This window comes from Micromonospora citrea (assembly GCF_900090315.1).
In the GTDB taxonomy this organism is placed as follows: domain Bacteria; phylum Actinomycetota; class Actinomycetes; order Mycobacteriales; family Micromonosporaceae; genus Micromonospora; species Micromonospora citrea.
Map to the genome: position 1 here is coordinate 6,034,960 of NZ_FMHZ01000002.1, position 25,655 is coordinate 6,060,614.

At 73.8% G+C, this 25,655-nt stretch carries 19 protein-coding genes; 10 read left to right on the forward strand and 9 right to left on the reverse strand.

What is annotated here, in order from left to right; all coding sequences use genetic code 11:
* Positions 1-10 precede the first annotated feature (10 nt).
* A complete protein-coding gene (locus GA0070606_RS27625) occupies positions 11-2,740 on the forward strand; it encodes a S8 family serine peptidase (protein WP_176737445.1) in 2,730 nt (909 codons plus the stop codon).
* A 58-nt stretch (positions 2,741-2,798) separates the two neighbouring features.
* A complete protein-coding gene (locus GA0070606_RS27630; protein WP_141721862.1) occupies positions 2,799-5,699 on the forward strand; it encodes a hypothetical protein in 2,901 nt (966 codons plus the stop codon).
* A gap of 257 nt (positions 5,700-5,956) precedes the next feature.
* Here GA0070606_RS27630 and GA0070606_RS27635 read toward each other — a convergent pair whose 3' ends face one another.
* Entirely contained in the window at positions 5,957-6,925 is a 969-nt protein-coding gene (locus tag GA0070606_RS27635) for a hypothetical protein (protein ID WP_091106108.1), read from the reverse strand.
* A 164-nt stretch (positions 6,926-7,089) separates the two neighbouring features.
* On the opposite strand from GA0070606_RS27635, the gene GA0070606_RS27640 reads away from it, so the two are divergent.
* Complete coding sequence (locus tag GA0070606_RS27640; RefSeq protein WP_091106110.1) at positions 7,090-8,925, forward strand: ABC transporter ATP-binding protein; 1,836 nt, start codon at positions 7,090-7,092, stop codon at positions 8,923-8,925.
* Here GA0070606_RS27640 and GA0070606_RS27645 read toward each other — a convergent pair.
* The gene (locus GA0070606_RS27645) at positions 8,889-11,885 is read right to left on the reverse strand and encodes an AfsR/SARP family transcriptional regulator (protein WP_091106113.1); all 2,997 of its coding nucleotides are present in this window, start codon (positions 11,883-11,885) and stop codon (positions 8,889-8,891) included. The two genes, GA0070606_RS27640 and GA0070606_RS27645, sit on opposite strands and share 37 nt — an antisense overlap.
* Before the next feature lie 165 nt (positions 11,886-12,050).
* On the opposite strand from GA0070606_RS27645, the gene GA0070606_RS27650 reads away from it, so the two are divergent.
* Complete coding sequence (locus GA0070606_RS27650) at positions 12,051-12,236, forward strand: hypothetical protein (protein ID WP_091106116.1); 186 nt, start codon at positions 12,051-12,053, stop codon at positions 12,234-12,236.
* Between the two features lie 78 nt (positions 12,237-12,314).
* Complete coding sequence (locus GA0070606_RS27655; RefSeq protein ID WP_091106119.1) at positions 12,315-12,902, forward strand: peroxiredoxin family protein; 588 nt, start codon at positions 12,315-12,317, stop codon at positions 12,900-12,902.
* Here GA0070606_RS27655 and GA0070606_RS27660 read toward each other — a convergent pair.
* Positions 12,855-13,334: a S26 family signal peptidase gene (locus GA0070606_RS27660; RefSeq protein ID WP_245724837.1), complete on the reverse strand. Its 480-nt coding sequence runs from the start codon at positions 13,332-13,334 to the stop codon at positions 12,855-12,857. The two genes, GA0070606_RS27655 and GA0070606_RS27660, sit on opposite strands and share 48 nt — an antisense overlap.
* Positions 13,335-13,409: 75 nt before the next feature.
* Between GA0070606_RS27660 and GA0070606_RS27665 the strand changes: the two genes are divergently transcribed.
* Both GA0070606_RS27665 and GA0070606_RS32750 read left to right on the forward strand, forming a co-directional pair.
* Complete coding sequence (locus GA0070606_RS27665) at positions 13,410-13,973, forward strand: MauE/DoxX family redox-associated membrane protein (RefSeq protein WP_091106121.1); 564 nt, start codon at positions 13,410-13,412, stop codon at positions 13,971-13,973.
* Positions 13,974-14,194: 221 nt separating this feature from the next.
* Complete coding sequence (locus tag GA0070606_RS32750; protein WP_091106124.1) at positions 14,195-14,599, forward strand: hypothetical protein; 405 nt, start codon at positions 14,195-14,197, stop codon at positions 14,597-14,599.
* A gap of 132 nt (positions 14,600-14,731) precedes the next feature.
* Here GA0070606_RS32750 and GA0070606_RS27675 read toward each other — a convergent pair whose 3' ends face one another.
* The 6 genes from GA0070606_RS27675 to GA0070606_RS27700 form a co-directional block, all read right to left on the reverse strand.
* Positions 14,732-15,232 carry a MauE/DoxX family redox-associated membrane protein gene (locus tag GA0070606_RS27675; RefSeq protein ID WP_091106127.1) on the reverse strand — a complete coding sequence of 167 codons (501 nt, stop codon included), beginning with the start codon at positions 15,230-15,232 and terminating at the stop codon, positions 14,732-14,734.
* 3 nt (positions 15,233-15,235) lie between these two features.
* A complete protein-coding gene (locus GA0070606_RS27680) occupies positions 15,236-15,547 on the reverse strand; it encodes a S24/S26 family peptidase (protein ID WP_091106130.1) in 312 nt (103 codons plus the stop codon).
* A 55-nt stretch (positions 15,548-15,602) separates the two neighbouring features.
* A complete protein-coding gene (locus GA0070606_RS27685) occupies positions 15,603-17,381 on the reverse strand; it encodes an ABC transporter ATP-binding protein (RefSeq protein ID WP_091106132.1) in 1,779 nt (592 codons plus the stop codon).
* 3 nt (positions 17,382-17,384) lie between these two features.
* The gene (locus GA0070606_RS27690) at positions 17,385-17,873 is read right to left on the reverse strand and encodes a thioredoxin domain-containing protein (protein ID WP_091106135.1); all 489 of its coding nucleotides are present in this window, start codon (positions 17,871-17,873) and stop codon (positions 17,385-17,387) included.
* 69 nt (positions 17,874-17,942) lie between these two features.
* Positions 17,943-18,182: a hypothetical protein gene (locus GA0070606_RS27695; RefSeq protein ID WP_091106138.1), complete on the reverse strand. Its 240-nt coding sequence runs from the start codon at positions 18,180-18,182 to the stop codon at positions 17,943-17,945.
* Between the two features lie 65 nt (positions 18,183-18,247).
* Positions 18,248-21,169: an AfsR/SARP family transcriptional regulator gene (locus tag GA0070606_RS27700; protein WP_091106141.1), complete on the reverse strand. Its 2,922-nt coding sequence runs from the start codon at positions 21,167-21,169 to the stop codon at positions 18,248-18,250.
* Between the two features lie 348 nt (positions 21,170-21,517).
* On the opposite strand from GA0070606_RS27700, the gene GA0070606_RS27705 reads away from it, so the two are divergent.
* The 3 genes from GA0070606_RS27705 (at position 21,518) to GA0070606_RS27715 (ending at position 25,598) form a co-directional block, all read left to right on the forward strand.
* Positions 21,518-21,976 carry a hypothetical protein gene (locus GA0070606_RS27705; RefSeq protein WP_141721864.1) on the forward strand — a complete coding sequence of 153 codons (459 nt, stop codon included), beginning with the start codon at positions 21,518-21,520 and terminating at the stop codon, positions 21,974-21,976.
* A gap of 321 nt (positions 21,977-22,297) precedes the next feature.
* On the forward strand, positions 22,298-24,646 hold the full coding sequence (locus GA0070606_RS27710) for a beta-galactosidase (protein WP_176737446.1): 2,349 nt from the start codon (positions 22,298-22,300) through the stop codon (positions 24,644-24,646).
* Between the two features lie 172 nt (positions 24,647-24,818).
* Positions 24,819-25,598 carry a DeoR/GlpR family DNA-binding transcription regulator gene (locus GA0070606_RS27715; protein WP_091106149.1) on the forward strand — a complete coding sequence of 260 codons (780 nt, stop codon included), beginning with the start codon at positions 24,819-24,821 and terminating at the stop codon, positions 25,596-25,598.
* Positions 25,599-25,655 lie beyond the last annotated feature (57 nt).

Consider the following 25,655-nt stretch of genomic DNA (forward strand, 5'->3'; position numbering starts at 1 on the left):
AATCACGACCGTGGTGGTGGCCGCCGTGGCCACGGTGCTCGCCCTGAACGGCGCCGCCACCGCGCTGCCCTCGACCGCGCCGGAGCCGCCGACGGCAGCCGCGGCGAAGGCCAAGATCCGCCCACAGCTCCAGACCCAGCTCAGCGACCGGGAGTCCCCCGTGGACTTCTGGGTCTACTTCGACGCGAAGGCGGACCTGAGCGCGGCCCGGGCGATCAGGGACTGGAACGCGCGCGGCACGGCCGTGGCCAGGGCACTGAGGCAGGCCGCCGACGAGAGCCAGCGGGCGGTACGCGGTGAACTCACCGCCTCGGGCGTCGCGTACCAGAGCTTCTGGGCGACGAACGCGATAAAGGTGACCGGCGACCAGGCCCTCGCCGAGCGGCTGGCCGCGAAGCACGAGGTCAGCTCGCTGCTGCCGTCGTTCAAGGTCGACCCGCCCCCGGTGACCAGGGGCGTCGGCCGGCAGGCCGTCGACGCGGTCGAATGGGGAGTCGCCAACATCAACGCCGACGACGTGTGGGAGCAGTTCGGCGTACGCGGCGAGGACATCACGGTGGCCTCGATCGACACCGGGGCCCAGTTCGACCACCCCGCCCTGGTGCGGCAGTACCGCGGCAACAACGGCGACGGGGTGTTCGACCACAACTACAACTGGTTCGACGCGGCCGGCACCTGCGGGGGAGCGCCCTGCGACGGCGACGGGCACGGCACGCACACGATGGGCACCATGGTCGGCGACGACGGCGCAGAGAACCGGGTCGGGGTGGCGCCGAAGGCCCGCTGGATCGCGGCCAACGGCTGCTGCCCGAGCGACGCCGCGCTGATCAGTTCGGGCCAGTGGCTGCTGGAGCCGACGGACCTCAACGGCCAGAACCCGGACGCCAGCAAGCGGCCGCACGTCATCAACAACTCGTGGGGTACCACCGCCCCGTCGGACGCCCCGTTCCTGGAGGACATCAGCCTGGCGTGGACCGCGTCGGGCATCTTCGGCGTGTGGGCCAACGGCAACAACGGGCCGGGCTGCCGGACGAGCGGCGCCCCGGGCAGCCGGAAGATCAACTACTCGGTCGGCGCGTACGGCTCCGACCACACCATCGCGCCGTTCTCGTCGCGCGGAGCCGGCCAGGACGGCGAGATCAAGCCGAACGTCGCCGCGCCGGGCGTGAACGTCCGGTCGAGCATGCCGGGAGACTCGTACGCCAGCCTCAACGGCACCTCGATGGCGGCCCCGCACGTGGCGGGCGCCGTCGCCCTGGTCTGGTCGGCGGCGGCGTCGATGGTGGGCGACACCGAGGCCACCAGGTCCCTGCTGGACGGCACGGCCGTCGACAACCCGGACGGTCAGTGCGGCGGCACCGACGACGACAACAACGCCTTCGGCGAGGGGCGGCTGGACGCGCTCGCCCTGATGAAGCAGGCGCCGCGCGGGCCCACCGGCAGGATCGGCGGCACCGTCAGCGACGCCGGGAACTCGAAGCCGCTGCCCGGCGCCACCGTCACGATCACCGGCCCGGTCAGTCGTGAGGTGACCACCGACGCGGAGGGCGCCTACCAGTCGGGTGCCCTCCCGCTGGGCAGCTACACGATCGGTGTGCGCAAGTACGGCTACGCGGCCGGCACGGCGCAGGCACAGGTCCGCGAGGGCGAAGCCGCGACCGCCGACGTCAGGCTGGCCCCTCAGCCAATGAGCACGGTCAGCGGCACCGTCACCGACGGATCGGGGCACGGCTGGCCGCTGTACGCCAAGGTCGTCATCGACGGCTATCCACTCGGACCGGTCTTCACCGATCCGGTGACCGGCCGGTACAGCGTGCGGCTGCCCGGATCCGCGTCGTACACCATGCGGGTCACCGCCCAGTACCCCGGATATCAGGGCGCCCAGCGGACGTTCGAGCTGGGCGGGGCGGACCTGACCCAGGACGCGGCGCTGACCGTCGACGAGTCGACCTGCACCGCCCCCGGCTACCGCTTCAGCGGCGTCGGCGAGGACTTCGACGACTGGACCGACACCGGCGCGCGCGACGGCTGGCGGGTCTCCGGCAGGCCGGGCTGGCGGTTCGACAATCCCGGCCACCGGCCGGTGCCCGAGGGCGGTGACGGCAGATTCGCCGTCGCCGACTCGACGGTCGGCGCCGGGAAGCGGTTCGACACCACCCTGACCTCCCCGGCGATCGACCTCTCCGGTGACGCCTCCCCGAAGCTCACCTTCCGCACGTCCTACTACCCGGACGACGCCAGCCAGCGGGCCGACGTCGACGTGTCCACCGACGGCGGCCGGAGCTGGAAGACGGTGTGGCGGCAGACCACCAACCACGCGTTCGGCCAGGTCATGCTGCCGCTGCCGCAGGCGGCCAACCGTGCGGACGTCCGGATCCGGTTCCACTACCAGGGCCGCGACGCGTGGTGGTGGGCTGTCGACGACGTGTTCGTGGGCGCCCGCGCCTGCCGACCGGTCGAGGGCGGGCTGGTCGTGGGGTTCGTCACCGACCGCGACACCGGCGCGCCGGTCTTCGCGACCGTGTCCCGGACGGAACAGCCCCGGGAGGCCGGCACGGGCGTCACCACGCCGGCGGACCCGGCCCTCGGCGACGGCCTGTACTGGGTGTTCAGCTCCGCGACCGGCGACACCGAGTTCACCGCGCGCGCGTCCGGCCACCAGACCGGCGCCGCGACGATCCCGGTCCGCAGGGACGCTGTCGTGACCCGGGACTGGTCACTGGCCCGGGCGGGTGGTTGACATGCCGGACGACGCCGTGCAGCGCGATCCCACCAGCTCGCCCGACAAGGAGCCATTCGTGATCACGTCACGCAGCAACCCCCACTCCCGCAGACACCGTCGGCTACGCCTGGTCGCCGCCGCCACGACCCTGCTGACCGTGCTGGCCGCGCCCGTCGCCGCGGCCGCGCGGCCCGACGAGCCGGCCGGGCGGGTCCCGGCGCCGGCCGGCGCCGCCGCGGCCGAGGACGGCCTGCGGGCGGTCTCGCTACCCGGGCTGACCAAGCCGACCTACAAGGTCACCCTGATCACCGGCGACGAGGTCACGCTGGCCCGCACCGGCGGCCGTTACACCGTCACCGCCGTCCCGTCGGCGCGGGCCGACGGCACCCGCCCGACGATCGACGTCGCGGTCAGGACGGGACCGGGCGGAGCGGACACCAGCCTCCACGCGGTGCCGAGCGACGCCCAGGCGCTGGTGACCAGCGGCGTCGTCGACCGCAAGGTCTTCGACCTGGGATGGCTCGCCGGCCAGTCGGAGCGCGGTGGCGGCAGCCCGCTCGCCGTCACCGTCAAGTACGGCGACCGGCCGGACAAGGCGGCGCTGGACAAGCGGGTGTCGGGCCTGCCCGGTGCCGAGAGCGCCGCGACGCACCCGGAGGACGGCTCGGTCGACCTGCGCGTCGAACCGCGCCGGGCCGCCGCCTTCTGGGCCGCCGTCACCGGCGAGCGGCGGGGCGGACTGGCCAGCTACCTCTTCGACCGGGCCACTCCGAAGCTCGCCGGCGGCGCGGTGGCGATCTGGCCCACCGGGCTCCGCTCGGCGAAGGCCGGGCCGCAGACCGACACCGGGCAGCCGAAGTACCGGGTCACCCAGATCGTCAAGCGACAGAAGGGCGAGCGGTTCTACTGCGACAGCCGCCTCATGACCCTCTGCCCGACCGGCGGATTCCTGCTCGCCCAGGTCGCCGGGTCCGCGGTCGGGACCGGGTACGAGTCGGTCAGCGCGCGGTGCCTGGACCAGGATCCCTGCACCACGTTCGAGGTGACGTACGAGGTGCCGCCCGGCATCTACGAGTCCGGCGGCCACGCGACCTTCCGGATCGACGGCCGGGAGCAGCACCTCAACCTGGAACTGCCGGAGTTCGAGGTCGCCGGGGACACCACCATCACCCGCGACGGCGACGCGGCCCGACAGATGACGGTCGGCACCCCGCGACCGACCGAGACGTTCGTCGGCTCCCGGGTCACCTTCCGCACCTTCAGCAACGGCGCCGGCGGTGGCGTCCTCAGCTTCACCGGTTACAGCAACTCCAGGTTCTGGGCCATCCCCAGCGCCCCGGTGACGGCGGGCACCTTCCACCTCGGGGTCAACTGGGTGCTCGGCAAACCGATGGTGACCATGGCGGCCACCACGCCCGAGCGGCTGGCGCTGACGCCGACCCTGCCGATCGACTGGTACAAGCGCCCCGGCTTCGAGGTGGTGCGGTTCGACGGCCGGCAGACGGTACAACTGGTCGACGGCGGGCTGGGGCGGGACGCCGACCTCCGGCGGATCGACGCCCGGGGCAGGCTCGTCCTGCTGCGGATCGACGCCGACAAGCCCGCCGGCGGGCAGTGCCGCGTGGGGCCCGCGCAGTTGACGCGGGCGCGGGCGGCGGGCGCCGTCGGCGTGCTCGTCGACCCGACCTCGTCCGGCGGGCCGTGGCCCACCACGACCTGCCTCCTCCCGGTCGAGCCGGACTGGTGGTACCACGAATCGCAGGAGGTGGCCGACATCCCGTACGCCTCCATCCCGCTGGCGCAGGCCGAGCGGCTGCGCGGCCTGCTGCGCCGCGGCCCGGTGCGGATCGACGTGTCGGGCTACGACTCGGTCAGTCCGTACGTCTACGCCCTGCACGTCTACCAGGAGGGGCGGATTCCGACCTCGCTGCACACCAAACTCACCGACCGGCAGCTCGCCAAGGTCGACACCGCGCTCCACGGCACGCGGGCGGAGCCGACCAGCATGATCTACTCGGCCTTCCGGCCGAACGAGACCGCCGTCGCCGGAGTCTTCCACGGCTACGTCACCGACAGCGTCCGGTTCACCACCTACCGCGGGCCGGTCTCGCCCGACCTCGTGCGGAACCAGTTCTACGAGCCCTCGGGGTCCCAGCCCGCGGTTCGCACCATCGACGTCACGGACCGGGCGGGACCGGCCACGGCGCGGTGGGCCGCGCGGCCCCTCGTGCCCGGCGCGCCGGAACTGTCGCCCAAGGTCTTCCGCACCCAACCCGGCAAGTGGGAGGGCGACTGGTCCACCGAGATCTGCGCCTACTGCCGGCAGGGCGACACGTTCTACCCGATCACCTACCTGGTCTCCGGGGCGGAGCCGGGACATCTCGTCGGTTCGTACGTGTTCGAGCCGGCGAACGTGCGCATGTACGCCGACGACGGTCGGGAACTGCCCCAGGGCAGCTCCACCGTGTGGGGCCCCACCTACGAGCTTCCGGCCGAGCCGGGGCGCTACCGGCTGACGGCCCGGACCGCCGACGGCAGGACCACGACGGCATGGCAGTTCACGTCCGCCGCACCGAAGCGGGACGAGCCGCCGAAGGGGTTCAGGTGCGCCGAGGGGTCGGGCAGGCCGTGCCACGCCGACCCGCTGCTGTTCCTGCGGTACGACGCGGGGGCCGACCTCGGCGACGCGGTCACCGCGCCGGGCCGGCACCAGATCAGGGTCGCCGCGTACCACCAGGCGTCCGCCGCGCCGGCGGTGAAGAGCCTCACGCTGTCCGTCAGCACCGACGGCGGGGTCACCTGGCGGCAGCTCCGGACGACCGCCAGGGGCGGCGGAAACTACACCGCGAGCTACCAGGCCCCGCGCCTGGCGGCCACCACGGGCACGGTCAGCATCAGGGCCAGGGCGGAGGACGCCGGCGGCAACACCGTCGAGCAGACCGTCCTCGACGCCTTCCGCCTCACCGCTGCGCGCTGAGCCACCTCGGGGGTCCGCCGGGCACGTCAGGGACGTGCCCGGCGGACCGGCGTCCGAGCCCGCCGCACAGGTGTCGACGCTCCGACGGCGGCATGCCCGATGGCGCAGTTTGATCAAACGTCCCAGGGTGCCCGACCAGCAGCGCCCGCAGGTCGGACAGGCCGAGACCACGACGGACCCGAGCCGCCCGGGTATGCGGTGTCGGCTCGGTGCCGGCGGCCCGGTGACGGTCTGCCCGACTCATCGAGCGGCCACCCTCAGTGGAAGGACACGTCGTACAGCCGCGCCTTGTAGAACTCCGCCCCGTACGACAGCGAGCGGGTGAACGACCTGGCCCCCGTGGCGTCGAAGAACTGCACGGTCGGGCTGACCCAGTTCCGGGTGTCACCGTGATATGTCAACCCGGTGGCCTGAACCCAGAACCGCTCGCCCGAGCTGTGCTGCGAGTACGACTTGACCGAGTTGTCCGGATAAGCCTGAGTCACCGCGTACGTGGTCTTGTCGATGGTCATCACTTTGCTGCCGTCGGTGGCCAGCATGAGATTGCTGTCGGAGTAGCTGGCGTCCAGCCCGTGCCCCAGGTGCGCTCCGATCGAGATCGAACGGAACAGCGACAGACGCGTGCTGCGGTAGGTCCCGGACACGTTGTAGACGCGGGCGTAGTCCCGGCCGATCGCCCACAGCTTCCCGGAGACGTCGTCCCACCAGACACCGTGCGCGCCCGGGAAGGAGATCGTCTGCACCAGCGCCAACGTGCTCGGATCGCTGACCGCGGTCGGGCCGTAGAGGTGGAGGTATCCGCCTGAGGACGCCACCACGATCGCCCCGATGTTCGGGATGCGCTCGATCGCGTGCGGGTTGTTTCCCGGCGTCGCGGACCAGAGCACGTCGTTGAGCTCCTGCGCCGCCTCGGTGGTCTTGTTGACGATGCCGACCTTGCCGCCGGAGGCGGTGACCAGGGCGACCACGCCGAACGCCGCGGTGTCACGGAACTTGACGTCCGACAGGTTCGACCAGCCGTTCGCGGTGCCCGGGCTGAAGCTCCACTTCAGCGTCGCCGTGCTCCAGGCCGAGTTTGACGGGTAGATCTGGATCTGATTGCGGTACTGCTCGCAGACGGCCACGTCATAGGTCGCGTACGCCTGCACGGGCGTCTCGCCGAGCAGCGCGGCGGCCGGCGCGGCGGCCGCGACGGCGGCGGCCTTGAGGATCGCTCTCCTGCGCAAACCGGGACCCCCGTTTTCCACAGTGGATGGGATCGGGATGTTAACTCATTTCGATCAATCAAGGCCAGCGCCGGCGAGGCGGCGAAGCCGGAGCGGCGGGCCCGGATCGCACGCTGTACCGGCGCTGTAGCTGGTTCTGGAGGTGGCGTCCCTACCCTCGCGTCATGATCAGCATCGCCCGGACCGCCCGGGCCGTCGCGGTCGTCTGGCGGGGTGGGCGGACCAACCTGGCGGTGTACGTGCTGCTCGCGCCGATCGCGGGCGCGCTTCCGGTGCTGGCGGCCTGGCTCACCAAGCTCGTCCTCGACCGGGTCGCGGACCCCGCCGGCGGCGCGATCCTCCAGGTGGCGACCGCGCTGGCGATCGTCTCCGTCGGCCTCGCCCTCGTGCCGCACCTGACGAACTACCTGCGGGCGGACCTCGGCCGTTCGGCCGCCGTCGTCGCCCTCGACCGGCTGTACGCCGCGACCGACCGCCTCACCGGCCTGCGTCGCCTGGAGGAGCCCGCGTTCCAGAACACGCTTCGGCTCGCCGAGCAGGCCGGCCGGGACGGGCCCAGCCGCTGCGTCGACGGCCTGCTCGGCATGGTGCAGGCCACGGTGCTGCTGACCGGCTTCCTCGGCACCCTCGTGGTGGTCAGCCCGGTGATGGCCGCGCTGGTGGCGGCCGGCGGCGTACCGGCGCTGGTGGCCGAACTCCGGCTCAGCCGCCGCCGGGCGGACATGCTGTGGGAGATCGGGCCGGGCGAGCGGCGCGAGATGTTCTACGCCAGCCTGCTGACCAGCCTGGCGGCGGCCAAGGAGATCCGGCTGCTGCGGCTGGGCGGGCTGTTCCGCCGCCGGATGCTCGTCGAGTTGGGCACGGCGAACGCCGCGCGCCGGAGCCACGAGCGCCGGGAGGTGCGCGTTCAGGCGCTCCTCGCGATGCTGGGCGCGGCACTGTCCGGGGGCGGCCTCGTGTGGGCGGTCACCACCGCCCGCTCCGGCGGACTCACGGTGGGCGACGTGGCCGTCTTCGTCGCCGCCGTCGCCGGGGTGCAGACCAGCCTCGCCACCCTGATCGACAACCTCGCCGGCATCCACCAGTCGATGCTGCTGCTCACCCACTACGAGCAGGTCGTCACCTGCCCGCCGGACCTGCCGGAGCCGGCCCGACCACGACCGGTGCCGCCGCTGCGACGCGGCATCGAGTTGCGCGACGTCTGGTTCCGCTACGGCCCGGAGCACCCGTGGGTGCTGCGGGGCGTGGACCTGTTCATCCCGGCCGGGCAGGCGGTGGCCCTGGTCGGCCACAACGGCGCCGGCAAGAGCACGCTGGTCAAGCTGCTGTGCCGGTTCTACGACCCGACCCGGGGCGCCATCCTCTGGGACGGCGTCGACCTCCGCGAGCTGCCCGTGCACGACCTGCGGGCCCGCATCGGCGCGGTGTTCCAGGACTACATGACCTACGACCTGACGGCCGAGGAGAACATCTGGCTCGGCGACGTCGACCCGAACGGCCCGGACCACGTCCGCGCCGAGGACGCCGCCCGGATCGCCGACGCCGCCCGCCGCGCCGGCATCCACGAGACCATCGAGGGCCTGCCCCGGGGGTACCGGACGATGCTGTCCCGGGTGTTCGAACTGGACGGTGATCCGGCCGACGCGGGCGTGCTGCTCTCCGGCGGGCAGTGGCAGCGGGTGGCGATCGCCCGGTCGGTGCTGCCCGAGGCGCGGGACCTGCTCATCCTCGACGAGCCGAGCGCCGGCCTGGACGCCGAGGCCGAGCGCGACATCCAGCTCCGGCTGCGCGACCACCGGGCCGGTCGGACCAGCGTCCTGATCTCGCACCGGCTGGGCACGCTGCGCGACGCCGACCTGATCGTGGCGCTGTCGGGCGGGCGGGTCGTCGAGGCGGGCCGCCACGACGACCTGCTGGCCGCCGACGGCACGTACGCCGCGCTGTTCCGGACGCAGGCGGCGGGCTACGCCCCGGCCGAGGTGGAGGCGACCACCGGCTGACCCGCACCGGCGAGGAACCTCTCCAGCACGCCGTCCCGCCGGACGGGCAGGTCCGCGAAGATCCGGTCGGCCCGCCGCGCGTACTCCTCCGCCGCCGCGCGCTCGCCCCGGCGGTGCCGTATCCGGCCGAGCTGCCGGAGCGCGGCGGCCTCGCCGTACCGGTCGCCGGCCGCCCGGGCCAGGGTCAGCGCCTCCTCGCCGTCCCGGTGCGCCGGCGCCAGGTCGCCGACGCGCAGGTGCACCTCCGAGCGGCTCAGCAGCGCCTCCCACTCGTCCTCCCGGTTGCCGGTCCGCCGGCACAGCCGCAGGCCGGCGGTGAGCGCCGTCAGCGCGTCGGCGTGCCGCCCGAGCTGGCTGTGCGTGCGGCCGAGAGCGACCAGCGTCATCGCCTCGCCGACGGCGTCGTCGTGCTCGCGCCGCATCGCCAGGCAACGGGTGAGGTGCTCGTCGGCGGCCGGGAAGTCGCCCAGCTCGAACTCGATCTCGGCCAGGTTGTGCAGCGCCATCGCCAGCCACACCGGCTTCGCGCCGGCGAGGAGCCCGACCGCCGCCCGGACGAGCTCCGCCGCCCGGCGCGGGGAGCCCGTGCGGTGGTGGAACCAGCCGAGGTTCTGCAGCGCCCGCCCCTCGCCCTCCCGGTCACCCAGCCGGCGCCGCAGCTCCAGCGCCTCCTCCAACGCGCCGCCCGCCGCCTCCAGCGAGCCGGTACGCCAGTGCAGCGTCGCCCGCAGCGGAAGCACCGTGGCCCGGGCGGCGTCGTCCTCGGTCACGGTCGCCGCCCGTTCGCAGACGGCGACCAGGGCGTCGGCCTCCGCCCAGCGGTTGTGCTTCTGCAGCCACACCGCCATCGACGGTATCGCCTCCACGCACAGCCGGCCCAGCTGCGGTGCGGCGTCGCCCGCCTGCCGGGCGGCCGCGATGATCCCGACCAGGTCGTCGTTGACCCAGCGCACGGCGTCGTCGAGGGTGCCCAGCTCGACCACGGTGGGCCCGGTGGCGAGCTCCGTGACCCGCTGTGGGCGCAACAGCTGGCCCGCGCGCAGCATCGTGGTCAGGTACGCCGTGAGCCCGCGACGCACCGCGTGCTGGCGGTCGGCGGGCGGGTCCGCCTCCTGCGCCAGTTCCGCGCCGAAGAGCCGGAGCAGGTCGTGGAAGCGGAACCGGGCCGGCCCGACGGCGTCCAGCAGGTGTGTCTCGGTGAGCCGGTCCAGCAGCCTCGCGGCGCGCCGCTGCGGGGCGCCGATCGTGACCGCGGCGAGCGGCAGCGGCAGCTCCGGCACCCGAAGCAGGGACAACGAGCGGAAGGCCGCCGCCGCCGCGCGGTCGTCCGGATCGGCGCTGTCCAGCAGTTGCCGGTAGGTGTGCCAGAAGCTGGACCGGATGGCGAGGTCGTCCGCGCGCAGCTCGTCGAGGCGCCCCCGCTCGTCGTCGAGCCGGTCCGCCAGCACCGCCACGGACCAGTCGGGGCGGGCGGCGAGCCGGGCTCCGGCGATGCGCAGCGCGAGCGGGTGCCCGTCGCAGAGCGACACCAGGTGGTCGGTCGCGGCGGGGTCCGCCGTCACCCGCCCGTCGCCGCAGAGGGCGTCGAGGAGCTCGTGCGCCTCGGCCGCGCCGAGCCGGCCCACCCGGATCCGGAGCGCGTCGAGGGTGCCCGCCGGCTGGCGACTGGTGACCAGGACCGCGCAGTCCCGGCCCGCCGGGAGCAGGGACCTGATCTGCTGCGCCCCGGCCGCGCCGTCCAGGACGATGAGCAGCCGCCGGGCGGCGGTCTCCGACCGGAACCGCGCGGCCGCCTCGCCGAGGTCGAGCGGCACGTCCCCGGCCGGCACACCGAGCGCGCGCAGCAGCTGACCGAGCGCCGTCAGCGGGTCGAGAGCGGGCATGCCCGGAGCACCGCCCTGCAGGGCGAGGTAGAGCTGTCCGTCGGGATAGTGGCCCGCGAGCCGGTGGGCGGCGCGTACCGCCAGGGTGGTCTTGCCCATCCCGCCGGGGCCGTGCAGCACGACCACCGCCGGGCCCGGCCGGGGCCCGTCGACGGCGGCGCAGGCCCGCTCGATGCCACGCAGCTCGTCCACCCGGCCGACGAACGCCGCCGGGTCCGGCGGCAACTGCCGCGGCGGCTCGGCCGAACCGGGTGTGCGGTCGGGCCTCTCGGCCGGTGGCGGGTCGACGGGCTCCGTCGCGGCGTCCGGTGTGCACAGCTGCGGGTCCCGGCGGAGGATGGCCAGGTGCAGCCGGGACAGTTCCGTTCCGGGTTCGAGGCCGAGCTGGTCGGCGAAGGCCGCGCGGGTCTCCGCGTACGCCGTGAGGGCCGCCGGCGCGTCGCCGCAGCGGTACAGCGCCAGCATGAGCTGGTGCCGCAGCCGCTCCCGGTAGGGGTGGGCGGTGATCAGCAGCCGCAGCTCGCCGGTCACCGAGGCGTGCTCGCCGAGCGCCAGGCGGGCCTCGATCAGGTCCTCGACCAGCGACAGGCGCTGCTCCTCGAGCAGGGTGATCCGGGCGGCGAGCTGCGGCCCCGGGCGTACGTCCTCACACGGCCGACCCCGCCAGAGGTCCAGCGCCTCCCGGAACCGGGCGGTGGCGGCGGCGTGGTCGTCGCGGGCGAGGGCCGCGCGGCCCAGCTCGGTCGCCGCCTGGAAGCGGTGCAGGTCCAGCTCCTCCGGGCCGACCCGCAGCTGGTAGCCGGCGGCGCTGGCGACCAGCCGGTCGTCGCCGGCGGGGCCGTCGTCCAGTGTGCACAGCAGCCGGCGCAGCCCGCTGGCGTAGGTGCGCAGGTTCGCCACCGCCGAGCGCGGCGGCTGGTCCCACAGCTCGCCGACGAGGCGGTCCAGCGAGACCCGCTCGTTGGCCGACAGCAACAGCACGGCCAGCATCGCCCGTTGCTTCTGCGGGCCGACCGGCACGGCCCGCCCGCCGGCGGTGATCCGGAGCGGGCCGAGGAGCCGGAATCGCAGGCTCAAGGCGTCTCGGTTCTGATGTGGTCCACCACGGCCAGCACCCTAGGAACGAGGTACGACGATCCGCAACGCCTCGACGGGTAACAGTTTGTATCGATCTTGTAGGTCGCCGTGTAGCAGGCCCGCATACCGTCCGCGATCAGTCCAGATTCTGATTGGAGGTACACGATGACCCGTCACGTCGGCGCCCTGGCGGACCGGTTCCTGGCGCTCATGCTGCCCAAGACCACCGCCTCGGCCGCTTGTGAGCCGTTGTGCGACAACCGCTCGATCTGCTGCCGCTACACCTACACCCGGTTCAAGTGGCGCACCTGCAACAGCTCGTGCCAGTGCTGGTGGGGCCCGGACTGCTGAGCAACCCCGTGAGCGCGTCGCGGCCGGGCCGAGCCCGGCCGCGACGCCCCGGTGCCCATTCCCGTCAGGAGCTGACCCATGCCCGTAGTCGTAGCCGTCCTCGTCGTACTCACCATCCTCACGCTGCTGAACCTGCTGCTGATCTTCGGCGTGATCCGCAAACTGCGCGAGCACACGGAGGAGCTGGCCCGCGCCCGCCCACCGGTGACCCTCGCGGTCGGCGCCCAGGTGCCCGACTTCACCGCGTCGACCGCCGACGGGGACGCGGTGTCCCTCGCCTCGCTGCGCGCGTCGGGCGGCCTGGTGGCCTTCCTCGCCCCCGACTGTTCGGGGTGCCAGGAGCAGCTACCCGACGTGCGGTCGGCGCTCGCCGAGGCGCTCGACACCCCGGCGGCGGTGCTCGTCGTGCTCACCCGGCTGCGCCCGGCCCCGGAGCGCGAGGAGAGCGAGCGCGCCGAACTGGTCGCCGCGCTGGGCGTGGCGGACAGCCGGGCGACCATCGTCCACGAGCCGCTCGACGGGACGCTCCAGTCGTCCTTCCAGGTCGCCGCCTTCCCCACATTCTATCTAATCGACGCCGACGGGCGGGTCAGCGCTGTCAGCAACAGCGCGGCCCAGCTACCCGGCCTGTCCCCGGGGCGCGACGTCGTGACCGCCGGGCGATGACGCCAGGCCGGGCTGCCGGCCCGGATGCCGCGAGGCGGCCCGCAGCCGGCGGATGACGACACCGCGGACCAGCTCCGCCGGGAGCGCGCCGAAGGCCCGCGAGTCGAGGCTGTGCCGGGGCGCGTCCCCGAGGACGTAGACCTCACCCGCCGGCAGCGCGGCCACCCGCTTGACCATCAACTGGGTGGCGGCGTCGGCGTCGCCGGCGGTGATCCTGATGCCGGGCGGCGGCAGGCAGACGACGACGGCGCCGACCCGCAGCCGGTGCCGGAACCCTCGCCGGAGCACGAGGAGCTGGTCGCCCTCCTGGTACGTCGGGGTCATGCTGTCGCCGTTGACCCCGACCACCTGGAGCAGGGCGCGGGCGACCAGCACGGCGGCCCCGAGTGTCACGACGGCGCCGACGGCGATCAGCAGAGTGGGTTCAGGCACCGCATCACGGTAGCGGAGCGGCGGGGCAGAGGGCCTCCCTCTCGCCCGGGGGAGCGACAACAGGAGGCGGAGAGCATGTCGTACGTGTCGGGGTTCAGCCAGTGCCTGCTCGCGCTGGTCTTCCTGGCGTCGGCCGCCGGCAAGCTGCGCGGGCGGCCCGCGTTCCGGGCGTTCGCCGACTCGCTGCGGACCATGGACCTGCTGCCGGCGCGGATGGTCGTCCCGGTGGCGGGTGCGGTGGTCGCCGCCGAGGCGGTCGTGCCCCTGCTGCTGGCGCCGCTGCCCGGAGCGGCGCTGACCACTGTCGGGTTCGCGCTGGCGGCGGCCCTGCTGGCGGCGTTCACCGTGGCGGTCGCGGTGGTGCTCCGTCGTGGCACGCAGGCGTCGTGCCGGTGCTTCGGGGAGGCGGCCGCCGCCCCGTTCGGCCGACACCATCTCGCCCGCAACGTCGTGCTGACCGTGGTCGCCGGGATCGGCGGGTACGCCGCATCGGGGGATCCCGGGACGACGGTCGGGACCGCGGCGCTGTCCGTGCCGCTGGGCGTGGTGGGCGCGCTCGTCGTCGTGCGCCTCGACGACCTGGTCGCCCTGTTCTCGCCCGCCGCCCCGGCGGCGGCCGTGTCCCCTCGCGGCCGGTGACGACGCGGGTGGGCACGTCGGGGCCGCCGGACGGCCGCGCGGGCGGCCGGTCGGGGACCCACCCGCGTCGCCGGCCTGACGGTGACGGCAGGTCACAGCGAAGCCCGGGGAGTCGCGGCGGGCCGGCCGGTCGAGCCGCCGGCCGGGGTGAGCCGCCCGTGAACCGACGCCGGCCGACCAGCCGGCCCGCAGAACAGCACCCATCCAGAAAGGACGAAACCATGAACATGCTGCGTCGGACCGCGTCCCTCACCGCGGCGACGGTGCTCGCCGTGGCCACCTCCGTCACGGTCGCCGCCGGGCCCGCCATGGCCGGTGAGAACGCCATGGCCTGGACGTACAGCGGCGGAACGGCGCGGGGGCAGGCCGTCTGGTACCACGACGGCGACAGCCTCAAGGTCTGCGACATGAGCGCCGACGGCCGGGGCATCCGGGGGGTCGTCTACTCGTACGACTCCGCGGGCGGATTCTGGGTCAACGAGTTCTCGGTCGCCGACTCGAACTCCTCCGACGGCTGCAAGTACGGCTCGGAGAACGTGCCGGACGGGCGGCGGGTCGAGGTGGTGGTCTACCAGTACTGGTCCGACACGACGTGCTGCGCCGGCAGCTCGTACGGCGTGGCCTGAGCTGACCGTGGGACGGCCGCCCGTTCGGGGGCCGGCGGGCCGTGACCGGTCCGTCGGTGGCGGCCACCCGCGAGCCGCGAGGCACACCGGCCGCGCCGAGGGGCCGCGGGTACGCCCGCGGCCCCTCGGGGGTCACGTGCGGCTGGCCGCGCCGAACAGGTAGCGCAGCTCGTCCAGCATGACGACCAGCACACCGACGGCCAGCGCGGCGACGCCGGCCAGGACCGCCTCGCCCGGGCGTACCGGCCCGGCCGGTGCGAGCGCGCCGGCGACGGCGCAGCCGACGAGGAACGCGTTGCGCCACACGTGGTGCCAGCCCAGGGGCGCGGCGGTGCGGCCGAAACAGCGGCAGGTGCCGCCGCCGCGCCGCAGGTTCACGACGATGGCGGTGGTGAAGGCGACCAGCAGGGCGCCCGAGACCAGGAACCCGCCCAGCGGGAACACCGCCAGCAGTGCGACGGCGGCGAACTCGGCGGCGACCACCGCCGCGGCGAGCGGACCGGCCGGTCGCAGGCCCATGTCGCGCACCGAGCGCGTGAACTCGCGGTAGGCGTCGCGCCCGGAGACCTTGCCGACGGCCGCCGCCAGCAGGACCGTGCCGAGCAGCACCCGGCACCCGATCTCGACGTACATGTGTCATCGCCTCCCTCTGGCCACCCCGAGGATCGCCTCGGGTGGCACCGCCCCGAAATGCCGCGAGTCCTGGCTGCGGGCGTTGTCCCCGCGCACCGTCACGGCGCCGTCCGGTTCGACCCGGTGCACCCGCTTGACCATCCAGGTCAGGTCCGCCTCCGGGACGACGTCGCGGGCCCGGAAGACGACGAGGTCGCCGACGACCGGCGCCCGCCCGACGCGGACGAGGAGCCGGTCGCCGTCGTGCAGCGTCGGCGCCATGCTCTGCCCGCGGACGACCACTAGGCGCCAGCGGCGGCGCAGCCAGCCGGTCACGTCGCCGCCAGATGGTAGCCGTCGGCCTGGAGCCAGCGGGGGCGCAGCCAGCCGGTCACGTCGCCGCCAGCTGGTAGCCGTCGGCCTGGAGGCGGAACAGCCGGGCGTACTCGCCGTCGGCCGCCATCAGCTCGTCGTGCGTACCGGACTCGACGACGCGTCCGGCGCCCAGCACGACGATGCGGCGCGCGTCGCGCAGGGTGCCGAGCCGGTGGGAGATCAGCAGCCCGGTGCGGCCGTGGCGGATCCGCGTCAGCGAGGCGTGCACGCGGGTCTCGGCGTCGGCGTCGAGCCCGGAGCTGGGCTCGTCCAGGATGAGCAGGTCGGCGTCGGCGCGCATCAGGGACCGGGCCAGCGCGACCCGCTGCCACTGCCCGCCGGAGAGCGTCACGCCGGGCTCGCCGTCCTGGTCGGCGAAGGTACGGCTGAGCAACGTGTCGTAGCCGTGGGGCAGCGCGCGGAGGCGGTCGTGGATCTCGGCGCGCGTGGCGGCCTCCTCGACCTGTGCGGCCGTGTGCGGCAGCCGGCCGATGCCGACGTTCTCGGCGGCGGTGAGGTCGTAGCACATGAAGTCCTGGAACACCGCCCCGATCCGCTGGCGCACCGTCTCGATCCGCAGCTCGCGCAGGTCCACCCCGTCCCAGGTGATCCGGCCCCGGTCGGGGTCGTAGAACCGGCAGAGCAGCTTGACGAGGGTGCTCTTGCCGGCCCCGTTGAGCCCGACGAGTCCGACGGCCTCACCGGCGGTGATCGTGAGGTCGACGCCCCGGAGGATCCAGGGGCCGTCCTCGTCGTAGCGGAACCACACGTCCTCGAACCTGATCGCGGTGCGCAGCGGCGGCGCCGGCAGGGTCCCGTCGGTCAGATCGGTGGGAGTGTCGAGAACGGCGACGTAGTGGCGGAACAGCCGCATGGCGGCGCCGGCCTCGCCGAGCTGGGCGGCGATGCCGGCCAGGCCGCTGTGCGCCGCGGTGAACGCGGCCAGCAGGAGGGTGAGGTCGCCGAGGCTGAGCCGGCCACGGACCGTGGCGTTCACCGCGAACACCGTCGCGGTGAGGGTCACCGCGGCGCCGGCCAACGCCCAGCACGCCTGCACCGTCGTGGTGTGCCGCGCGGCGGCCAGCTCGATGTGGGCGGCCGAGCGCACCGCGCCGGTGAGCCGGTCGTGGAAGAACCGGCCGAGGTGGTAGAGGCGCACCTCCCGGGCGGCGCGCAGGTCGGTCAGCACGGCCTGGAACAGGAACCGGGCCCGGAACAGGCCGGCGCTGTCCTCCACCGCCCGCGCGGTCCGCCGGGACAGCCGCAGTTGGATGAGGAACTCGGGCACCGCCACGGCGAGCAGGAGCAGACCGGCCGGCGGCCAGAGGGACGCCAGGATCACGGCGAAGCCGCCGATGGTGACGACGTTCTGGGCCACGTCGACCGCGAACATGACGACCACGTACGGCGCCTGGGTGGCGGCCTGCTGGGCCAGCGCCAGCCGGTCGCGCAGGGCCGGCTGCTCGAAGGGGCCCAGGCCGAGGAAGCTGTTCAGTTTCTGGTACAGCCGCACGTCGGCGGCGATCGTGATGGCGTTCTGCAGCGCGGTGGTGAAGTAGCCGGAGACGCGGCTGGCGATCGCCGCCAGGGCTCCCAGGACGGCGATCGCCACCGCATACCAGGTCGCGGTCGACGGGTTGGCCGAGCCGCCCCTGCTGACCTCGTCGAACAGCAGCTTCGTGAACCACGCGATGCCGAGCGGTGGCGCCGCGCCGACGACGACGAGGGCCACCATGGCGGCGAGCGCCTTCCGGTCGGCGCAGCCCAGCCGCAGCGCGGCTCGCAGCGTGGCCACGGCTCAGGCCAGGACCGGAAGCTGGTGGCTGGCGCCGACGACGACGCCGTCGACGATCGACAGCACGGCGGGGAACCCCTTGACCCGGAACTCCCTCTCGGCCTGCGCCTCGGAGATCGTCGCCGTGTCGAAGCCGGCGAGGCGGGGGGCCATCGCGGCCGTCTCCGCCGGCGTGCCGATCATGAACACGAGGGTGTCGTGGCGGTAGCGCGCGGCGTCGTCGGTGAGGGCGTCCAGGAGATCCTGGCAGGGCGGGCAGGTGGGGGTCAGCATGACCACCGTGCGCCGGCCGGTGGCCAGGTCGGCGTGCGGGGAGCCGCTGACGTCCAGGCCCGGGGCGGGCAGCACCTCGGGAACGGGTTCGCCGTCGTGGTCGTGGCCGTGGCCGGCCTGCACCTCGCGCAGCCGCCGGGCGAGGGCCAGAGTCAGGACGAGGTTGAGCGCGGCGACGGCGCCGACGACGGCGATGGCGGCGTAGGCGAAACCCGACATGGAAACTCCTCGGCGAGTCGGAGGGGTGGGGGCCGCGCCGGACGGCGCGGCCCCCGAGGGGAAGTCAGGTCAGCAGACGCCGACCTTCTTGGTGTAGCAGATCGACCGCGACGTCGAGGTCACGCAGGAGCCGTAGCAGTTGTAGTAGCCCTGCCGGTAGTAGCGGAAGTAGTAGCCGCCCGAGCAGTAGCCGTTGGACGCGACGCACCCGCACGCCTGGCCGTTCTCCGGCACGCAGGCACCGGCCTCCTCGCGGCCGAGCACCTTGGCGAGGACGGCGTCGCCGACGCGGGTCATCATCTTGGTCATGGCAGACCTCCTTAGTGGGTGGTTGCCATCACTGTGCTGACCGCCGCTGCGCGCGCCCTGCGCTTCTACTGCGCGTCGGCTGCGCTCCGCCAGCGCGGCAGCGATTCGCGCAGGTCGTCGGCGTACGGGGAGTCGAAGTGCGCGAAGATGCCCAGCGCCTCCTCGCCCAGCACGACCGCCCGGTCGTACCTGCCGAGGGTGGCCTGCGCCCGCGCCAGCAGGTGCAGCGAGTTCGCCAGCGGGAACGGCTGCCCGACGTCGCGCAGCATCGCCACCGAGCCCTCCAACTCCACCACCGCCCGGTCCGCGTCGCCCCCCTCCAGGTGCGCCTTGCCGAGCAGCCGCCGGGAGATCGCCTCGCCCCACTCGTGACGCATCTCGTGGAACGCCAGCACCGTACGCCGCAGCAGCCGTCGGGCCGACTCGCCGTTCCCGGCCGCGAGGTGCGTCGCGGCCAGCGCCTGCTCGGCCGTGGTCACGCTCATCCGGTCGCCGAGCCGGCGCGCGGCGGCCACCGCCTGCCGGAGCTGCTCCACGGCCGGCGGCCACCGCTCGGCGTGCCGGTGCAGCAGCCCGATGGTCTCCCGCGCGAGCGCCTCGCCCCACAGGTCGCCCTCGTCGACGAAGACCCGCAGGGCGGCGGCGCAGGCGGCCTCGGCGAACGGGGAGGTGAGGTGGTACTGCCCGTACCGCATGCCGAGGGCCAACAGCACGTGCCCGCCGACGGGGCCGACCGGCCAGTGCGCGGCGCACAGCCGCACCATCACCAGCAGCGCGGCGTCCGCCTCCCGCAACCGACCGAGGTGGCGGCAGCACAGCGAGTAGTTCTGCAGCGCGGCGAGGCGGTGCGCCACCCACGGCCCGCGGCTGTCCCGCTGTGCCGCGCGCAGCAGCGGAACCGCCTCGGCGTGCCGGTTCAACCACCCGTACGCCGTGCCCAGGTGCAGCCGCAGCGACATCCGGGTCGGCGCCGACAGTTCGGCGTGGCGGTCGAGCACGCCGCGCAGGCAGTCGACGAACTCGGGCAGGTGCTGACTGCGCATCGTCGCGAAGTTGCCCATCGTGCAGGCCAGGCGTCCGGCCAGGTCGACCGCGCCGAGCCGCAGCAGGTCCCGCACCGCCGCGACCAGGTTCTCCCGCTCCGCCTCGAACCATTCGACCGCCTCCCAGGCGTCGATCGTGGGCCCCGCGTCAGCCACCGGCAGGGCCCCGCAGGGCAGCGACGCCCCGGCCCGCCCGGCGTACGCGTGCAGCCGTTCGTACCAGGCGATCACCTCCTCGACGGGAACCTCGGTGCGTTCCCGGGCGACGAGCCTGACCAGGTCGTGCATGCGTACCCGGCCGCTGGGATCGTCGGTCAGCAGGTGGGCCCGGCACAGCTGTTCCAGCAGCGGCTCGGAGGTCTCGTCCCACATGCCGAAGCTGCGCAGCGACGTACGGCTGAGCACCGCGAGCAACCGCGCGGCGGGCGGTGGCAACCGCTCGAACCCGACGGTGAAGCTGCTGCGCACGTCGAGCCCGTCGAGTGACAGCTCGTCGAGGCGGCGTCGCTCGTCGCGCAGCCGCTCGCGCAGCCGCGCCACGGTCATCGCCTCCCGCTCGGCCAGCCGCACGCCGGCGATGCGCAACGCGAGCGGCAGGCGACCGCACAGCTCCACGACGTCGACGGCGGCCCCGGCCTCCCGGTTGATCCGCTCGGCGCCGGCGAGCCCGGCCAGCAGGTCCACGCCGTCGTCGACCGGCAGCAAGTCGAGCGGAACGACCTCGGTGCCCGGCAGGCCGGGCAGCGCCCCCGTGCTGGTGACCAGGGCGGTGCTGCCGCCGGGCGGCAGCAGCGGGCGCACCTGCGCCGCGTCCGCCGCGCTGTCCAGCATCACCAACATGGTCTGGTCGGCGAGCACGGAGCGGTACAGCGCCGCGCGTTCCTCGGCCGCGACCGGAATGGCCTCGCCGGCTATCCCGAGGGCGCGGAGGAACGCGCCGAGCACCGCGCCGGGCCGGGCCGGGTCCGGGGTGTTGCCGCGCAGGTCGGCGTAGAGGCACCCCGCGGGGAAGCGGTGGCGGCTCTCGTGCGCCGCCCGTAACGCCAGCGTGGTCTTGCCCGTTCCCGCCAGCCCGGTCACGACGATCACCTGGGCCACGCCGGCGGCCGGTGGGGTACGCCCCAGCAACGACAGCAGCAGCCCCAGCTCCTTGTCGCGCCCGACGAAGTCACCGGTGACCCCGGGCAGCTGATGGGGACGCACCCACGCGCGCGGGGACGTCTCCCGCTCGCTGCCCAGGATCTCCCGGTGCAGTTGCCGCAGCTCGGGGCCCGGATCGATGCCGTGCTCCTCGGCGAGCAGCCGGGCCCCGGCCCGGTACACGGCGAGCGCCTCCGCCTGCCGGCCGCTGCGGTGCAGGGCCACCATGAGGTGGCCGCGCAGTCGCTCCCGCAGCGGCCGGTCCCGCACCAGTGTGGTCAGCTCGGGCACGACCTCCTGATGCAGGCCGAGCGAGAGCAGTGCCTCGAAGCGCAGCTCGACCGCGTTCTCGCGCAGCTCGTGGAGCCGGTCCCGTTCGAAGTCGACGAGCCTCGCCCCGACGTCGACGAACGCCTCGTCGCGCCATCGGGCGAGCGCCCGGTCGAGCAGCTCGACCGTGCAGCGGGGGTCGGTGGCGGCTGCGGCGGCCTGCACGTCGGCGGCGAACTCCGCCGCGTCCACGACCACGACGGGGTTCAACTGGTAGCCGGGCGAGCGGGTGAGGATCAGCTCCGGCGTCGCACCGCGCCGGACGGAGGCGACGACCGCCTGGACCCGGTTGCGCGCCCCCGCGGGCGGATCGTTCGGCCAGAGCCCGTCGATCAGGCGGTCGACGGAGACGATGCGTCCATGGTGGGCCGCCAGGCTCGCGACGAGTGCCCGCTCCAACGGGGCGAGCGACACCACCACCCCGTCGACGCTCAACTCGGTCCGCCCGAGGATGCCGATCCGATAGCCACGCACGGCGCAAAGCTAGCGCGGTCTGCGCCCTTTGTGCCCGGACGTCCACGACGGCCGCGGCGCAGGAGCGCTGGTCACGGCGTCCCGGCCCGACGATCGTGACCAGAGCCACTGCCGGTCACGGCGTCCCGGCCCGACGATCGTGACCGGAGCCACTGCCGGCCGGGTCCGGGCGGCCGGTCGGGCGCGAACGCCCCGACGGGATCCGACAGCCCGCGACGGCCGGTGTGATGCCCGGCCGGCATCCCGCGTGGCGAACCGGCGGAGTCGGCGATCTTGGGCGCGTCCACTGTGGGATCATGGCCGCCCGTGCGCGCGGTCTCCGCGCGCCAGAATCATGTGGAGGTACGGGTGCGCGGATCAGCGCGACGACTGGCCGTCTCGATTCTCGCCGCGACCGTCGCGGCGATGGGGCTCGCCTCGCCCGCCCAGGCGGCGACGAATCCGTTCACCGCGGCGCAGGCGTGCAACAACGACTTCGGCGGCTCGTGGGCCTACGCCAGCGACGGTCACCGGTCGATCTACCACTCCGACGGCACCAAGGTCGGCGACGTCTACCTGATGTACAACGGTGCGACCGGCTACAACTGCGTCGCCACCCTCAAGCGGGTGGCCGTCGGCTCGACGACCGGGGTGTCGGCGGGGATCCGGGTGGAGGGCGGCTCCTGGGTCGAGGACCCCGGAAACTACAAGTACTACGCCGCCATCCAGCGCTCCGCCGTCGACAAGTGCGTCATGTACCGCGGCGAGGTCATGTACTTCACGAGTTGGGTGAGCGCGGGTCGGTCCAGTTGGGGCAACTGCGGCTGAGTTCCCGCGCGTCGGGGGCGGCCCCGGGCGCGTCGCATCGGCGACGGCCCGGGGCCGCCCCCTTTGTCGTTCCGGGGTCGCAGACGGCGTCCCGACGGCGGCGAGCCGCGCCTCGTCCGGCGCCGATCCTGGCGGAGTCGAGGGCCCGGGGGGCACCGATGATCGAAAATGCAATAAACACGCGGGATATTTACATGATATTGCGATGTCTGGCAGGCTCTAGCTATATCGACAATCGTCACCGCGCTCGCGATCCGGCCTCGTCCCCCGGGCCCGGCCGCCGCCGGCGTGCCGACGACGCCTGCCTGCGAAGGAGAGACCATGCGACGGCGTCAACTCCTCACTGTGAGTGTGCTCAGCCCGTTCGCGGCGATGCTGGCGTCGGGCGGCCCCGCCCGCGCCGCCGCCGCGGCACAGACCTTCGGCTTCTCCGCCGACGGCAGCAACTTCCTGCTCGACGGCCGGCCCTTCCAGATCCGCAGCGGGGAGATGCACCCCGCCCGGATCCCCGTGCAGTACTGGCGGCACCGGATCCAGATGGCCAGGGCGATGGGCCTGAACACGATCGCCATCTACGTCATGTGGAACCACGTCGAGGAACGCCCCGGCGTCTTCGACTTCACCACCGACCGGCGCGACATCGCCGGCTTCGTCCGGCTGTGCCAGGCCGAGGGCATGTACGTGCTGCTGCGCCCCGGTCCGTACGTCTGCGCCGAGTGGGACCTCGGCGGTCTGCCGCCGTACCTGCTGCGCAACCCGAACATCAGGCTGCGGGTGCGCACCGCGGCCGACCCGCACTACATGGCGGCCGTCGCCCGCTACGTCAACGCGCTCGCCGCGCAGGTCAGGCCCCTCATGGTCGCCGACGGCGGGCCGATCCTGATGGTCCAGGTCGAGAACGAGTACGGGTCGTACGGCACCGACGTCACCTACCTGGAGGAGCTGCGGCGGCTCTGGCTCGACGCCGGAATCGCCGGTCCCTTCTACACGGAGGACGGCCTCGGCTACGTGCAGGCCAACCGCACCGTCGTCGCCGGCGGGGCGATCGCGCTCAGCGGGGGCGACGCCGCGGCGATCGCGGCGGCGCGCCGCTCCTTCCCGGCCGTGCCGGCCATGTCGGGCGAGCTCTACTCGGGCTGGCTGACCCACTGGGGCGACGGCGGCTTCGCCGGATCGAACACCGACATCTCCAGCCAGTTGCAGGGCCTGATGGCCGGCAACCTGTCGTTCAACATCTACATGGTCCACGGCGGCACGAACTTCGGGTACTCGGCGGGCGCGAACGCCGCCGACAACGGGTCCGGCTACCAGCCGGACATCACCAGCTACGACTACGGCGCGCCGATCACCGAACAGGGCCGACCGGCCCGCCTGTACCCCACCTACCGCGAGATCATCGGTACGGCGCTCGGCGCGCCGCTGCCGGCCGTGCCGGCACCGATCCCCACCATCGTGCGCACCGGCGGCCAGGCGGTGCTGCCGGCGCCGTACGCCTCGCTCTGGGACAACCTGCCCGCCGCGCTGCCGCCCGCGCAGACGGTGAACCCGCAGCCGATGGAGATGTACGGCCAGAACTCCGGCTTCATACTCTACCGCCGGGTGCTGCCGGGCTACACGGGCGGCAGGCTGGAGGTCAGGTCGGTGCGCGACTACGCGACCGTCTTCCTCGACGGCGTCTACCAGGGGGGCATGTCCCGCAGCAACCTCGCGCCGTCCTACACCGGCCCGCTGGGGGTGACCGTGCAGGACGCGCCGCTGCCGCTGAAGACCTCGGCGAGCGGCAGCCCCACCCTCGACATCCTGGTCGAGGGCATGGGCCGGACGAACTACGGCCAGGCCCTGGTCGACCGCAAGGGCATCCTGGAACGGGTGTCGTTGCTCGACGCGGGCGCCCTGACCGGCACCCTGACCGGGTGGCAGACCCACCTGCTCCCCGTCGACGAGGCGTTCGTGGCCGGGCTCAGGCCGGTCGTCGGCGACAGCTCGCGGCCGGGCATCTTCTTCAAGGCCACGGTCAACCTCACCCAGACCGGCGACACGTACCTCGACATGTCCCGCTGGACCAAGGGCGTGGTCTGGGTCAACGGGCGCAACCTGGGCCGCTACTGGAAGGTGGGGCCGCAGCAGCGGCTCTACTGCCCGGCGCCCTGGCTGCGGGTCGGGGCCAACGAGATCGTCGTCTTCGACCTGCACCAGGTGCAGGCGCAGCCGATCCCATTCGAGGCCACCCTGAGCGGGCAGGCGGGCGCCACCCGCCACAGCGTGGTCAACCGGGCCAGCGGCAAGGCCCTGGACGTGCCGGGCTGGTCCCGGGACACCGGCGTCCAGCTGATCCAGTGGAGCCCCAACGGCGGGGCCAACCAGGTGTGGCTGATGGCGGGCGCCGCGGGCGGCGTCACCACGATGACCAGCGTCCACTCGCAGCTGCTCGCCGACGTGGAGGGCGCCTCCACCGCCGACGGCGCCCGGGTCATCCAGTGGACCGCGCACGGCGGCGGCAACCAGCAGTGGCGGGTCGTCGCCGTCTCCACCGACTTCGTCAAGCTCGTCAACGTGCGCAGCGGCAGGGTCCTCGGCGTGGCGGACCGGGCGACCACCGACGGGGCGGCCGTCGTGCAGCAGAGCGACACCGGCGACCCGAGCCAGCACTGGCGGCTCACTCCGGCCTGACGCACCGGGGGCGACGTGGCGTCGCCCCCGGTGCGGTGGGGGAGCGGGCGGGCGACCACCCTGCGGCGCGCGGCCGCCGGGGGTCGCCCGCCGGCGCCCCCGTGGCGTACGGACGGCCGCTTCAGGGATGCGAGGATGGCCGCATGGGCAGGCCAGACGACCGGGGTGAGACGTGAACCAGCACGAGCGGTGGCACCGGCTCCTGGAGATGGTGGCGGCCGAGGGGCAGCTCGACATCGAGTCCACCGCCCGCGAGCTGGGCGTGAGCACGGCGACCATCCGGCGTGACTTCGACGAGCTCGCCACGCAGCAGTTGGTGTCGCGCACCCGCGGCGGCGTGGTGGCCACCAGCGTCTCCTACGACCTGCCGCTGCGCTACAAGGCGGTGCGCCAGGCCTCGGAGAAGCAGCGGATCGCCGCGGCCGCGGTCGCGGCGATCCCGCCGGGGGCCACGGTGGGGCTCAACGGAGGCACCACGACGACCGAGGTGGCGCGGGCGCTGGCGCTGCGCGCCGACCCGGACGGGCATCTGCCGCCGGTCACGGTGGTGACCAACGCGCTGAACATCGCCAACGAACTCATCGTGCGTCCGCACATCCGGGTGGTGCTCACCGGAGGGACCGCCCGTCCGCAGTCCTACGAGCTGGTGGGCCGCATCGCCGAGACGATGCTGGCGTCCGTGGCGCTGGACGTGGTCGTGCTCGGGGTGGACGCGATCGACCACCAGCACGGCGCCAGCGCGCACAACGACGGCGAGGCGGCCATCAACCACGTCATGGTGACCAGCGCCGCGCGGACGATCGTGGTGGCGGACGCCTCGAAGCTGGGCCGCCGCAGGTTCAACCGGATCTGCCCGCTGGGCAACATCGACACCCTGATCACCGACAAGGCGGCGGACCCGGAGCAGGTCGGCCTCATCGAGCAGGCCGGGGTGAAGGTGGTGCAGGTCTGACGGGCGCGTCGCCGCCCCGGGGCGCCGGTCGTGGGCCGGCCCGGCCCGATCGGCGAT